We start from the raw sequence: 13906 nt of genomic DNA on the forward strand, positions 1-13906 counted from the left end.
CTCCCGGTAACGGAAGTATCCGTCCGGGAGCTGCGTCATTCTTACTTACTTCTATTCAACTTTTACCGATAGAGATTTAACTCGGCGATCGACCACCACCACGATGGCGTCGTGGAGGTTTGGATGATTTTCACATAACGCGCCGTTTGCCGAGGGAAGGTCGTTACGATCTGTTTGCTCGTTCCGACATCCTCAGCAACCAACGTCCAGTCCACCCCGTTCTCCGAGGCAAGGACTTGATAGCTGCGAGCATAGTCGTTGCCGCTCTCGCCCGAGTCCATGCTCAGCTTGCTGATCGTCCGCAGGCCGCCCAGATCAATCTGAATCCATTGGCCTGGTGTCTGCGCCTCACCGGACGTCCAGCGGCTGCGCAAATTGTCATCCAACATCTCCAAGATATCCGCAGCGGTAGAAGCGGTAACCGTCCACCCAGAACGGTCCAGCACATTAAGGAAATCGTCCTCTCCGGCTAACGGTTCTGCAATCCATGGCGTCGAATCAGCGGTAAATACCTTCACATCATGAATCGACCACCAGTGCGAATCGGTCCCCGTTTGTACGACTTTAAGGTAACGGGCCGTCTGCAGCGGGAAGGCTGCCGTTACGACGGGGCCATCTCCTTGCCCCGTAGCGACAGGTTCGCCCCAGGATTGACCGTCCAGCGAGACGTATACCTCATATCCGCGCGCATAATCCTCGTGGCTATGCGCACTGTCCATGACGATTTGGTCCACGGGCAGGGCCGTACCCAAATCCAGTTCGAACCATTCGCCGCCGCTTTGCTCACGGCCGCTCGTCCAGCGAGTTGCTTCGTTGCCGTCCAGCATCGCTTCTGCTTCTTCACCGGAAGAAGCTGTAACAGACCAACCGTCAGGAATCAGTTCCTGTTGCTTGCCGATACCGTAATCATAGACGTTAAGCTCGGCAATCGACCACCAACGGTTCGCTTCGCCGGTTTGAACCAGCTTGAGATAACGAGCCGTTTGTGTCGGGAATGTAATCGACATGCGGCCCGATTGCCCTTGACCGCCGATCACCGGCTTGCCCCAGTTCTCCCCGTCGTAGGAGACATAGAGAAGATAGGAACGCGGATAATCATCACTGGCATGACCAGGATCAAGCACGAGAGAATCAAATTGATACACTGCGCCTAAATCCACTTTCACCCATTGTCCCTTCGCCTGATCGTGTCCATTCGTCCAAAGTGTGTCGCGATTGCCATCCAGCATGTTAGCCGGTACATCCCGGCCTTGCGAGGAGGAGGCAGTCACAACCCATCCAGAATGGTCTGCTAGAGAACCGTCCGATGGCAATGGATGCTGCGGCTCCGGATCTGGCTGCGGTTCAGGTTCATCCGGTTGCGGTTCTGGCTGTGGTTCGGGCTCCGGTTGTGGTTCCGGATCTGGCTGCGGTTCTGTCACTGGCGGCGTTACAGGTTCCATATTGCTGAATTCAGCCAGCTTCAGCTCCGTAATCGACCACCAACTGTCAGCAGGCTCTGTCAGCACAATCTTGATATAACGAGCCAGTTGCTTATCGAAGGATACAACCAAGCTTGGCGATACCCCAGTACCTGTTGCTACCGGTTCATTCCAGTTCTCGCCATCCGCCGATACGTAAACTTCATAACCATGCGCATAGTCGCCCCAGTTGGTGCCGGAGTTCATAAACAACGTATCAAACGCTTGCTCCGTGCCCAGGTCGATTTGCAGCCAGTCGCCAGGAGCTTGCAGTTGTCCCGAAGACCAACGGGTAGACAAATCGCCGTCCACAAGGCGCCCAACATCCTCAGAGCTGGAAGAAGCCGTGATCGTCCATCCGTTTCGATCGACGTATTTTACGCCTTGCGACGGATCCGGGCCGTCCAGCACCGTCTCTACAAGCGGATTCACTTTCACTTGGGCTTTAGCATAAACCGTTGCCGATCCAAGCGGCCCATTGGCATTATAGAAATGCACCGTTTTGGCGCTGTCCGACGGGTTCCAGATTTGCGCCGTGTAGACACCATCTTTTTCATAGACGGTCACAGCTGGATCATCTGCCCAAATATCCATAGTTCGGGTACCTGTCGATACCATGCTATGAATAAACCAGTAGGCATTAAACACTTCGTTTTGCTGCATTTGGCTGGTATCCCATTTCGCCAGCGCCCCTTCCGGATCACCGATCGATTGGAACGGCCAAATAATGTGCTGCCAGGAACGTTCTTGCTGACCGCCGAGATCCTTAATCAAACCGGCGTACAGCTCGTTCGTTTTTTGCGGGTCCCGACCATAGTAAGTCATCCATTCTGCCGGTGGAAGCCAGTGAATGCCGTAAATCTGCTCCGGATCTCCGGAGAAATACGTACCAAACGAATAGGCGCTGCCGTAAACTTGGCCTACGGCTGCATGATTGAAGCCTTCCACCCAGTTGTCATGATCGTAGTTGAACCAATATTGTTCAGCAGCTTTTTCCTCAGTGGTGAAGCCCCAAATCCCGGTATCCCGGTATTCGTCATTGCCCGTCACAAGCCCCCACATATATTCGCCGACCCAGCTGAACAGAGCTTCGCCGGCCGCTTCCTGGTTATTGCCGCTGCGGTTGTCCGCATAGCCGCCTGCCCAGGAATGGCCTTCGTACGGGTCAAAGTTGCGGAGCCAGGGGAACTGGCTGTCTGTTCTTGACGGGTTCGCATAGTCACGAATCAGCAATTCGATCATATCGCGATAATCTTGAAGGAACTGCTGGTCATACGTCGCAAGAACTGCGGAAGCAAAGATGTAATAGCCGTACGTGAAATGATGATCCGTTAAGCCGGTATTCACGCCAAAGCCGCTGCCATACGGGAAGATCGCGCCCCACTCATCCGAGTAATGGAAATAGTAGGAGTGCAATCGTTCTTCCGGCGAATAGGTATACCAGTCTGTCAAAATTTCCTTCAGCTTCGAGAGATAGAAATCTCTCCGTTCCGTATCGCCAATTTGATCACTAATCAAGACACCTAGCGCCAAAGGATGAAGCTTCTTGCCTTGCCAATAAGGGTCATCGCTCATGATGTCCCCCGACACATCCGCATCTAATTGATCCAAGTATGCGATCAACTGTGCGCGGGAGTAAGTTGGATCGTTAGGTTCTACGAACTGAGGAATGATTCCATAGAAACGGTCTTGTGTCGTAAAAGAGTTCCCTTCCCGAATCTTCAACAAACCACGGATCGAAGGGTAGCTTAAATCCGTTAATGGTGTGCTCGAAATCTTCCATTGATGCGGAAGCAATGCCATGAGCGTCTCCGAAGAGAAGCCAGGCCGCTTCAGCTCTGTGATCGATTCAAAATCCGTTGTCACGAGCGAAGTCGCTTGATCGTAACGGTAGTCCACTCTCGTATCCGTGACGAAGGCATAAGCGTGCTGATAATATTTGCTAAGATCGCTTGCCGACGGCAGTGTAGCCACAGACAAGTAATTTCCGCCTTGGCCGAATTTGATCTTAATCGTATTCCCGAGCTTCATAAATACCGTGCCTTCTGGAGCAAACACCCCATAATGGCGAACGAACGTCTGCGGCTGCGGCGCTTTGTCCTGATTCGTCACTTCGATGCCGATGTGGTCCGTGGTCAGCGTGTCGCCGTCATTCAGCAGAATCGGCTGGTTGTTATCGTCATACAGCCGGGTAATGAACTGTGACTGGAGAATCGCCGCATCCGGGTTTTCAAATGTGTGATAAAGGAACGGCGAGCCTTTGACGAACGTCGTGCTCATTTTCGCTGTATCATCGTCGCTCATGACAACCGTGGCTGAATAATCGCCATAACCGGAAATCTTCGTGACAACGTTAGCAGGGTTGATCGTATTCGTCGACAGAATCAGATCCGATTCGCCGTCGGCATCAATCGAACCTCCGCCTCCCGACACATAACCGGCTCCCGGATTCAAAATGTTCAGCCCCTGCTTGGTATACCAATTTTTCAGGGGAAGTGTGATCAAGCTGTTCCCGTCGCCCAGATTGGAAATCAGGATGTTTTGCCACCAGTCATTGGACGGGATGGGGCTTTGAATATTGGATGTGCGATACTTCGGATTTTTAGGCTCCAGCATCGTTACATCGTTGATTTCATAACTGCCCGCACCAAGCTGAACGGCGGAAGTGGTTGGTACTTCCGGAATGTCATAAGTGGATTTCGGATTCCCTTCCCGGTAGGCATAAACGCCAAACTCGTACAGCGAATACCCGTTCGTTGTGCCGCGGCCTAGACCCGCCATTTTCACGTAACGTGCTTTCGCGTACACCGGAATGTTCTCCCGTCCTCCCGATCCGTTGAGTTCACGGTAAACGGTGGTCCAGTTCTGCGCATCATCGGACACTTGGATATCGTAGGCACGTCCGTAAGCCGCTTCCCAATTGAAGGATACGCTGCCGATTTCGCTGACTTCACCAAGGTCTACGTAAATCCATTCGTTATCCTGATAAATGGAAGACCAGCGAGTATCGTTGCTGCCGTCGGTGACGTTGCTCGCCAAATAGTTCTTCTCTTCCATTTTGGCTTTATCCTCAGCCGATTTGCTTGGCTCATTAATCTCCAGCGAAGACGCCGTTACCGACTTGCCCAGCGCCAGGTTGACGGCAGCTGGCTTCGGAGGAAGACTTACGCCGCCGGTGCCATAAACGTTAAATTCATAGATGGACACCCCGTAAGCTTCTTGAGCCCGTTTGGTGCTGTACACGCGGACATAGCGGCCTTGGGCAGCAACGTCCACCTCGGTCCATCCGCCTTTGCCTTCCGTAGTGGAATACACGGGCTCCCAATGAACTTCATCATCAGATACCTCAAACTGAAAAGCGCTGGCATAAGCGTTCTCCCATTTGACGGAAATTTTCGAAATGGTCGCACTGGCGCCCAAATCGACGTAGATCCATTGCGGATCCTTCTTCCACACACTTTCCCACCGGGTGTTCTCATTCCCGTCAACCGCCATGTCCGGCGTGTTACCGCCCAGCGAAGAGGAACTGTAGACCGGTCTATATAGTGATAATAAATAATCGCCCTCAGCGGCATGAGCTGCCGGTGCCGGCAAGACTTGCACACTGCTGATCAATAAAATGATCGCGGTCAATAAATTCGCCCAGACAGTCCGGGCATGGCGCTTGATCACGAACGCTCTTTTCATGATTTCTCTCCTTTGTTTTGATTAACTATAAAGCGCTCTACCACCGACTCCTACCCCATTTCTTCACGTTTACTACCTCACCATCGGCACGTCCCCTCACTCTGCAAAAATGTTCTCGGAAATGGTCCTATCGTGGAAAAAAGTTCCACTCCACATTGGATTATCGTCCGATGATTCACCAATTTGTAGAGCATACATCCTGAATTCTAAAAAACAGGAATATAGTACCAAATAAAATCGGGATCGTATTCCGTAAGTCTCAGAATCACATAACAATTGTCCTATTCACATTTGGATTGACTTAATTATTGTATACATCATATACTGTTTATATAATATACAATAATTAAGATAGGAAAGGAGCCAACTTGATGAATGCGATCGAAGTGGACCGTTTGTACAAAAGCTTTGGCAATCAGACGATACTCAATGGCGTAGATTTGGTTGTCCCTGCAGGCACGGTATTTGCGCTGCTTGGCCCCAATGGCGCAGGTAAAACAACGCTCATTAGCATCCTCTCCACACTGACTGCGCCGGATGCAGGAACCGTACGGGTCGCTGGATACGATGTGGTCGCCGAGAAAAACGAGGTCAAGCGCTCGATCAGTCTCACCGGACAATTCACTGCCGTCGATGAGGTGCTGAACGGAGAGGAAAATTTGGTGATGATGGGCCGTCTCTCCGGGCTTTCCGCGAGAGCAGCCCGTTTGCGGGCGATGGAGCTCTTGGAACAGTTCGACTTGACGGCTGCGGCCCGTAAACGGGTAAAAACCTACTCCGGCGGTATGCGTCGCCGCCTGGATCTGGCCATCAGCCTCATCGTAAGCCGCCCGGTCCTGTTCCTCGACGAACCTACGACAGGACTGGATACGCAAAGCCGCCGCGTGTTATGGGATGGTATCACGGAATTGGCCCAGCAAGGCCATACCATATTTTTGACAACGCAATATTTAGAAGAAGCCGATCAGTTAGCTGATACGGTGGCCGTTCTCAAGGACGGACACATTGTGGCGACCGGCACCGCGGAAGAGCTGAAGGGGCAAGTTCACAGTGATCGGGTTGAAATTAGAGATGCCGAAGACCAACTGGTCTCCCGGGTGCCGACCGATGGGACTGTTGAGGATCTGCTTAGAATATTAAGCACATTGCACGCACAGGTGCCGTCGAATGCGAGAGTTACGATTCAACGCCCAACGATGGATGATGTGTATATTGCCCTGACTTCCGGTGAGAAGGAGGTATCGGCATGATCAAAGCCCAACTTTCCGCACGACAGCCCTCGGTATGGACCACCAATGCGGTATTTGTCGGCCGCGGTATTCGCCACAGTCTAAGAGATGTGGACACCATGGTCATGGCGATCCTGCTGCCAGTAATGCTGATGCTGCTGTTCACCTATGTTTTTGGCGGGGCCCTGGACCCTACCGGCAATTATGTCGATTATGTGGTCCCCGGAATTATCCTCCTTTGCGCCGGGTTTGGTGCCTCAGGGACCGCAGTGAAAGTTGCAGAGGACGTTACCAACGGGGTGATCGAACGCTTCCGGACGATGCCGATTCAAAGCCTGGGCGTAATTACCGGCCATGTCGCCGCCAGCCTCATTCGGAACCTCGTCGCCACGGCAATCGTCATCGGTGTAGCTTTACTGGTCGGCTTCCGCCCATCTGCTAGCTTTGGGGCGTGGCTCGGAGCGGCCGGCGTGATTATTTTATTTATTCTGGCGATCACCTGGTTGTTTGCTGCGATTGGGCTGGTTGCCGGCAGCGCTTCTGCTGCCAGCGGGTATGGATTCATTTTGCTGTTCCTGCCTTACTTGTCCAGCGCCTTCGTCCCAACTCAATCCATGCCGAAGTGGCTTCAAGGCTTCGCAGCCCATCAACCCATCACGCCGGCCAACGAAACGATCCGCGCATTGCTGACCGGCGGGCCAATCGAAAACCATGCGCTGTGGGCAGTTACATGGTGCCTGATCCTCATCGCTGGTGCTTTCATCTGGTGCCGAGTCGTGTTTCATCGCCGATCAGGACAACGCTAACAACTAATTCATCAAAAAACAGGGAAATCGAATCGCTTCGATTTCCCTGTTTTTGCGTGTTACACCTTTCCCTTTGGAGCAAAGTTCAAATAATGCTCCACTCCATCTAGAATCCGTTCCAGCCCAAATTCGATGTCGTTGCCGATGTCGCTCTCGGCTTCATTTTCACTGGTGTATTCCCCCGATATCACAAGCGGATGCAGATATGGAAAACGCTCCGGGGTCACGAGTTCCTTCAATGCCGCACTGTAGCTGAACCCGCTGAACTCGTCCAGACTGGTGCCCGAACTTAAGGCACGGTCCATGTCCCGTTGCAGAATTCCGCATGCTCGCGCATAGCTGCTTAGCAGCAAGATGATCGACATTTTCGCGTAACCGCTGATCGGAAACTTCTGCATTCCTTGCAGAGCCCAATCCACAATCCGCAAGCTGTTAGGGGTAATTGGAGCACCGTAAATCGGAAGGTCGGCAAACCAAGGATGGTCCTTATAGACCTGTACCGTACTCCAAACGAAGGTACGCATCATCCCACGCCAGTCGTTCGGATCCGGAGACTCCGGAAGGGAAATGTCACAAACCGCCTCCTGCATCAATAGCAGCAAATCGTCTTTACTTGGGATATACCGATACAACGACATGGCTGTATATCCTAATGCCCCGGCAACCCGACTCATGGATACAGCAGCGAGTCCGTCTTTATCCGCAAGCGCCACCGCTGTATTAACAATCTCCGGAATGCTGAGCTCCCGTTTCGGCCCGCGTTTGGGTTCCGGAATTAATCCCCATGTTAAGGCTACCCCGTGTGGAAGACCTTTGGTATAGGTTCGCTCGTCCGCTTTATTTTCTTTTCTGTTCATGTCTAACGTCTCCTATATCTGCGAGAAGTTCATGGTTTAAACCGCTTATCCTATAAGCAATATACCATAAACTCCAGAGCATCAGCCATGAACACGTACGTTAAACCTCGGCTTCCATTCGTCCGGGCGCGGTTAACGAGAACTCATCCTGCGTTTGGAAACTTAATTGTCCGACGCCAGCCACAGTAAGTTCAACGGGGTAGAAACGTGCTGGGATACCATTGGAGAAAAACCACTCCCGCTGCTCCCTCACCACGATCATCAGCCCGTGTTCGTCGCCAATCGGAGTAAACGCGGGATCGGCCTCCTGAAAGTTCGTAAGCCCCGCCGCATTCAGCCGATGAACGAGCGGGAGGACCTCGGAGGTCACGATGCCGATTTCACTGACGCCCATAATATCTTCAATCGAGAAGTCATGGCTAAGCTCACTGGGCAAATTGTGCCGGGCAATTAATTCCAAGATATTGCCGGACGGATCTTTAAAGTACACCGCATGGGCATTCCAAGCAGTGAAAAACACCTCGTCCTTCCCCTGTTCTTCGATCAGCGGGACCCGCGCAGCCAACCACTGCTTCGCTTCCGCGAACTTATTTTCCGGTATATTCAGTGCAAAATGATAATATGGAGATTCATTCACCTCAGCGGAACGGAACGTAACCAGCGTCGCGCCCGCCTGAATCGTGAAATGCTCCAGACCATGCTCAATCAAGGCGAACCCCAGCGTTTCGGTATAGAAGACTTCCGTCTCCTGAAGCTGCCCAGACCATAACGTCATGTGCGTAAATTTCATGTCCCTCATCCCCTTTTTTCGGTTGGGCGATGAACATCGCTTCTGCCGCTTACCGCATTAAGCCAAGTTCTCCAGGTATTCGCGGACTTGTCCCGGCGTCTTGGCAAATTTGCTGTGCAGATGGGCGATCTTCTCCCCATTTTTATACACGAGCAAGCTTGGAATCCCCCGCACCTCGTTAGCCTCAGCCAGCGGCTGGAATTCTTCGGCATCCATCGCGTAGAACTCTTTGTCCGGATGCTCCTGAATGATATCCCCGATAAACCGATCAAGGTTCTTGCAATCCGGGCACCAGGTCGTATCAAATTTGATCACCGTATATTGGTCTCTTTGAATTAGTTGCTCGAATTGCGATTCCGATTGGACACGTTCCATCCGGATCCACTCCTTTAATTGTAGTTTTGATAGTTTAATTTTGAAGATTTGTTTACATTGATTATAGCGCATCCATATAAAGAAGCCAGTATCTTCATCAAGGTTTCATCTTCGCGGATTCATGGTACAATCTTTGGTAAAAATAACGCGAAAGGACTTAAGCTGCATCATGCTCCTCGCCATCCTCTTGTTCATTGTCGCCGGACTCGCTGAAATCGGCGGCGGTTATTTAGTTTGGCTGTGGTTGCGCGAATCCAAACCGCTAGGGTACGGAATCGTCGGCAGCCTAATTTTGATCGTATACGGCCTGATTCCGACACTGCAGAAATTTCCGAACTTTGGCCGTGTGTATGCAGCCTATGGCGGCGTATTTATTGCGCTCGCAGTGTTATGGGGCTGGTGGGTGGACAAGAAAACCCCCGACCTCTACGATTGGCTTGGCGCTGCAGTTTGCCTGATCGGCGTCTCCATTATCCTCTGGGCACCACGACATTAGAAAGGACATCGTTATGAACGTATCTTCCATTTCGGCAGCCATCGCGCCGCTTGATTTAAGAAGCTGCTTAATTCACACGCAAGGCCAGATGGTGCTTGAATATTATCGCAACGATCAAATTGCGGACGAGCTCGCCAAAATTAATTCTTGCACGAAAAGCTTTCTCTCCGCCCTGCTCTGCATTGCCTGGGATCAGGGTCTCCTGCCATCTCCCGACACACCGATTCTCCGCTTCTTTCCGCAGTTGGAGGAAGATCCGGATGAGCGAAAACGTGAGATTACATTGCGTCATCTGCTCACGATGACGGCTGGGTGGAATTGGACGGAGTTTGGCGGACATAACTCGTTCCCACGCATGACCCGGTCGCCCAATTGGGTTCAGTTTGCGCTGGAGCAGCCGATGGCGGACCGCCCCGGGGACCGGATGGAATACAACTCCGGAGCGTCTCAGCTGTTATCGGCGATCCTTGTCCAAGTCACCGGCATCCCGGTGGCGCAATTTGCCAAGGAGCATCTGTTTGGCCCGCTGGGCATTGAGACGTATCGTTGGCAGCAAGACCCGCAGGGCATTCATACCGGTGGATTTGGGATGTGGCTCCGTCCGACGGACATGTTGAAATTCGGTTTACTTTACTTGCAGGGCGGCAGATGGGAAGGCCGGCAGGTGATCCAGGCAGAACGAGTAGCGGAATCCGTAAAGCCTGCGATCGATGTCGAATCCCCTTGGCGCGGCTGTTATGCTTGGCATTGGTGGGTGGACGTTTATGGAGAGGACGGGCATCCGAAATTTGATTTTTTCTATGCTCGTGGATACGGTGGGCAGTTCATATATGTCATTCCCAGCTTGGAGACGGTGGTTGTGCTGACCCAAGATCAACGGAAGCAGAAACGGCCGCCAACAGAAATGTTCCGCTTATGTATTGCACCTTATTTAGTGTAAAAAAAGAACCGGTATTGCACGAAGACCATGGGCTTGGAACTCGATGGGCTTGCATGGATTCCGATTCAAGAAGAAGGCTGGCAATGGGAGCTCGGCCTGAAATGGCGAAAAGACCGTTACGTCTCACCGGCGGCTAGACGGTTTATCGAATACGTCAAAAGTCTGAGCGAGGAGAAGCAAAACTAGTGACATGAACAAGCCCATTCCACCATTGGAATGGGCTTGTTTTTCGATTAGACGCGGGTCAAGATGCCATCTGCACGCTAACTTATTATCCTTTCAACGATCCTGCCAATGCACCAGCAATAAAGTATCGCTGCAAGAACACAAAAATCACGATCATCGGAAGCGCCGCAACAACAACGCCAGTCATTAACAACGGATAATGGGTGACATACTCGCCTTTAAATTGAAGCAAAGCTAACGGCAAGGTCAGCTTATCTTTTTCTACAAGCAGCAGCATCGGGAATAACAGATCATTCCAAACGATCACAAATAAAAAGGCTGCAGTGGTTGCTAAGTAAGGAGCACATAACGGCACAACGATTTGCGTGAACAGCCTGAGTTCACTTGCACCGTCAATCTCCCCCGCTTCCATTAATTCTTTGGGCAATGTATTCACAAAACCCGACAGGATAAAGACGCTTAGCGGCAGCAAGATCGTCAAGCTGACCATAATCAGCCCGAAGTGGCTATTCGTCAGCGACCACTCCCGAAGCAACGCATAGATCGGGATCATATTCACCTGCGACGGAATCATCAAACCGATGGCGAACAGCGCAAATAATAGCTTCCCGACTTTGCTCTTTCCATACCTCATGATCGCATACGCCATACTGCTTGCCAGCAGCAATTCTGCCGCTACCGTAACGAAAGTAATCAACGTGCTATTCCAAAAATAACGCCACATCATTTGCTTGGCAAACAAGCTGCGCACATTATCCAAGGAGAATTGGTCCGGCCACGAAAGCGGGTTGGCATAAAACTCGGGATTCGTTTTTAAGGTCGTGATCACCACGATCAATAGAGGAGCCAGAATGACTCCAGCAAAACCAACAAGCATCACTTTTCCAACGATACGGAGCATTCTATCCCCCCTTAATAACTAACGCGATCTGTGCGCAGCAGCTTAAATTGGACAAAAGTAATCACTGCGATCAGGATCATAAAGTAGACCGAAGCCGTAGCCGCTTTACCAAACGTGTAGTTAAGAAAGGCAGAGCTATAAATATACGTAGATAAAATCTCCGTGGAGTAGTTAGGCCCTCCACCGGTCATCGTAAACACGAGATCAAACGCCTTAAAGGATTGGATTGTCGTATAGGACACCACCAAAGCTGCCGCCGGGGCAAGCAACGGCCAAATGATGCGAAAAAACAATCGAATCTGAGACGCTCCATCCAAAATGGCAGCTTCCTTCAATTCCTTAGGGATCGATAAAAGCCCGGCGATAAATAATACCGCCATCTGCCCAATATGAGCCCACGCTTGCACCGCAGCGATCGAAAAGATCGCGATCTTCGGATCGCCAAGCCAGTTTTGAGCCACGCCTCCTAACCCGATATTTTGTAACATTAAATTGACAGCACCCAAATTGGAATCATAAATAAATGTCCAAATAAACCCTACGGATACCGATGACAATATCGTCGGCAAGAAAAATAACGCGCGCAAGAAAACATTCCACTTAGTTGTTTTGTAAATCTGCAACGCTAAGAACAAGGAGACAACGGTTTGCACAAGAACCACGGTCAACATAAACTTCACATTATTGCCCATAGCTTTGCGAAAGATGATATCTTCACTGACCTTCTGGTAGTTTTGCAAGCCGACAAACTGATAGGACGGTGATAAGCCGTCCCAATTCGTTAAAGAATAGTAGAGTGCGGAGATCGTCGGGTATAAAAACAACACCGCATATAAAGACAACCCAGGTAAAACAAACGGAAGCAATCGCAGATGTTTTCTCATGCTACTCCCCGATCTGCTGTTCCACGATCGCTTGCGCATCCGCCGCGGCTTTTTCCGCTGATTCCCCGCTTAGTACCGCCTGGATGGAATTGGTAACTGCCTTTTGAACTTCGGCGTTGGAGATCGTAAACCGCGGCTGGAAGCGGGTCCGCTTCTTCGTCCATTCGCTCACGATTTGGAGTTCTTCCGAAGTGTATTCCACATCTTTGACGGTGACGTTCTGACCTGTACCATTCGCATATTCCCCGGCGATATCTGGACGACTCAAAAATTCAATAAACAGCTTCGCTTCTTCAGGGTGCTTCGATTTACTATTGACCGCCAGCATAAATGTGGTGGTATGAATCCCTTCATAAACCGCCTGATCCGCAGATACGGTAATCGGGGCTAACAGACCTTGCTTTAGATTAGGGTTGCTCGCTTTATTCGAGGCAAGATGGTAAGAGCCGGTTGCCAGAATCGCGGCCTGCTCCTGCACGAACAAAGCGATGGAAGAATCCTGTTTCGCGCCGACGGCGTCCTTCTGAAAATACCCTCGATCATTCAGCTCCTTAAATTGCGACAAAGTGGTCACCCACCATCCATCAGTGAGCTTCGCTTCCCCGGCCTCCAACTTCACAAAAATCTCCTCATCCGGCGCATTATTCATCACCATGGAGTTCATGAGTTGCCCAGGCCCAATGTCCGCTCCTGGAAAAGCAATCGGCGTTAGGCCAGCCTGCTTAAACACCTCCATAGCTTCCAAGAAGCTGTTCCAATCCCGGGGAATATCCACGTGATACTTCTCAAACAGCGAAATATTGTAAACCGGAATATTATAGACCAACTGATACGGTAACGCATATTGTTTCCCATCCAATTGTCCAGCAGCGATTAAGTTCGGCTCGAAATGGTCCAGCCAGCTTTCAGTAGACAGATCCGTAAAGAGCCCTGCCTTGGCGATCGCTTGAAACTGCGCTCCTGGAAATACGGTGAATACATCCCCGACGGAGCCGTCGGCGATTTTAGCTTGAGCGGTCGATTGATATTGATCCGACGGGAACACCTGAGTCTCAACCTGGATGTTCGGATTTTCTTGTTCAAACTTGTCTATGATGCGGTCCAGCACTTCCACATCTTCGCCGCGCCAATGAATAAAGCTCAGTTTCACCTTCTCTTGTTGATCTCCGCCGCTGTTGGCATGACTTGACTGAGTCGTGTTTTGACTGCTCTGGCTACTGTCGCTGCCGCATGCCGATACGAGCAGCACCAGCGTAAGAATGATGATGTATCCGCTCCATTTTCTCATATCCGAT

12 protein-coding genes are annotated in these 13906 nt (G+C 51.1%); 5 read left to right on the forward strand and 7 right to left on the reverse strand.

What is annotated here, in order from left to right; translation table 11 throughout:
* Positions 1 to 62: 62 nt before the first annotated feature.
* Complete coding sequence (locus RW092_RS14115) at positions 63 to 5147, reverse strand: discoidin domain-containing protein (RefSeq protein WP_316010508.1); 5085 nt, start codon at positions 5145 to 5147, stop codon at positions 63 to 65.
* 371 nt (positions 5148 to 5518) lie between these two features.
* On the opposite strand from RW092_RS14115, the gene RW092_RS14120 reads away from it, so the two are divergent.
* Together RW092_RS14120 and RW092_RS14125 are read left to right on the forward strand one after the other, a co-directional pair.
* Positions 5519 to 6397, forward strand: a complete 879-nt coding sequence (locus tag RW092_RS14120; RefSeq protein WP_316010509.1) for an ATP-binding cassette domain-containing protein — start codon at positions 5519 to 5521, stop codon at positions 6395 to 6397.
* Positions 6394 to 7182, forward strand: coding sequence for an ABC transporter permease (locus RW092_RS14125; RefSeq protein WP_028537728.1), 789 nt, complete (start codon positions 6394 to 6396; stop codon positions 7180 to 7182). Before RW092_RS14120 ends, RW092_RS14125 begins: the two co-directional genes overlap by 4 nt.
* A 59-nt stretch (positions 7183 to 7241) precedes the next feature.
* On the opposite strand, the gene RW092_RS14130 is transcribed toward RW092_RS14125, so the two are convergent.
* The 3 genes from RW092_RS14130 to RW092_RS14140 all read right to left on the reverse strand — a co-directional run bounded on the left by RW092_RS14130 (position 7242) and on the right by RW092_RS14140 (position 9204).
* Positions 7242 to 8039: a TetR/AcrR family transcriptional regulator gene (locus RW092_RS14130; RefSeq protein ID WP_316010510.1), complete on the reverse strand. Its 798-nt coding sequence runs from the start codon at positions 8037 to 8039 to the stop codon at positions 7242 to 7244.
* A gap of 100 nt (positions 8040 to 8139) precedes the next feature.
* Positions 8140 to 8829: a VOC family protein gene (locus RW092_RS14135; protein WP_316010511.1), complete on the reverse strand. Its 690-nt coding sequence runs from the start codon at positions 8827 to 8829 to the stop codon at positions 8140 to 8142.
* A 57-nt stretch (positions 8830 to 8886) separates the two neighbouring features.
* Positions 8887 to 9204 carry a thioredoxin family protein gene (locus tag RW092_RS14140; RefSeq protein WP_016311955.1) on the reverse strand — a complete coding sequence of 106 codons (318 nt, stop codon included), beginning with the start codon at positions 9202 to 9204 and terminating at the stop codon, positions 8887 to 8889.
* Positions 9205 to 9373: 169 nt separating this feature from the next.
* Between RW092_RS14140 and RW092_RS14145 the strand changes: the two genes are divergently transcribed.
* From RW092_RS14145 to RW092_RS14155, 3 genes are read left to right on the forward strand one after another with little or no spacing between them, the layout of a single operon-like run.
* Positions 9374 to 9700, forward strand: coding sequence for a YnfA family protein (locus RW092_RS14145; protein WP_085278250.1), 327 nt, complete (start codon positions 9374 to 9376; stop codon positions 9698 to 9700).
* A gap of 13 nt (positions 9701 to 9713) precedes the next feature.
* Positions 9714 to 10640 carry a serine hydrolase domain-containing protein gene (locus RW092_RS14150; protein ID WP_316010512.1) on the forward strand — a complete coding sequence of 309 codons (927 nt, stop codon included), beginning with the start codon at positions 9714 to 9716 and terminating at the stop codon, positions 10638 to 10640.
* Positions 10641 to 10667: 27 nt separating this feature from the next.
* A complete protein-coding gene (locus RW092_RS14155) occupies positions 10668 to 10826 on the forward strand; it encodes a LysR substrate-binding domain-containing protein (protein WP_127575501.1) in 159 nt (52 codons plus the stop codon).
* 85 nt (positions 10827 to 10911) lie between these two features.
* Here the strand turns inward: RW092_RS14155 and RW092_RS14160 are convergent, their stop codons facing one another.
* From RW092_RS14160 to RW092_RS14170, 3 genes are read right to left on the reverse strand one after another with little or no spacing between them, the layout of a single operon-like run.
* Positions 10912 to 11727 (reverse strand): carbohydrate ABC transporter permease, encoded by an 816-nt coding sequence (locus tag RW092_RS14160; protein WP_016311952.1) that lies wholly within the window; start codon positions 11725 to 11727, stop codon positions 10912 to 10914.
* Between the two features lie 11 nt (positions 11728 to 11738).
* Positions 11739 to 12611, reverse strand: a complete 873-nt coding sequence (locus RW092_RS14165) for a carbohydrate ABC transporter permease (protein ID WP_316010513.1) — start codon at positions 12609 to 12611, stop codon at positions 11739 to 11741.
* A 1-nt stretch (position 12612) separates the two neighbouring features.
* On the reverse strand, positions 12613 to 13899 hold the full coding sequence (locus RW092_RS14170; protein ID WP_127575499.1) for an ABC transporter substrate-binding protein: 1287 nt from the start codon (positions 13897 to 13899) through the stop codon (positions 12613 to 12615).
* Positions 13900 to 13906: the final 7 nt, after the last annotated feature.

Origin of the sequence: Paenibacillus sp. 3LSP (genome assembly GCF_032465655.1) — a bacterium.
In the GTDB taxonomy this organism is placed as follows: Bacteria; Bacillota; Bacilli; order Paenibacillales; family Paenibacillaceae; genus Fontibacillus; species Fontibacillus barengoltzii.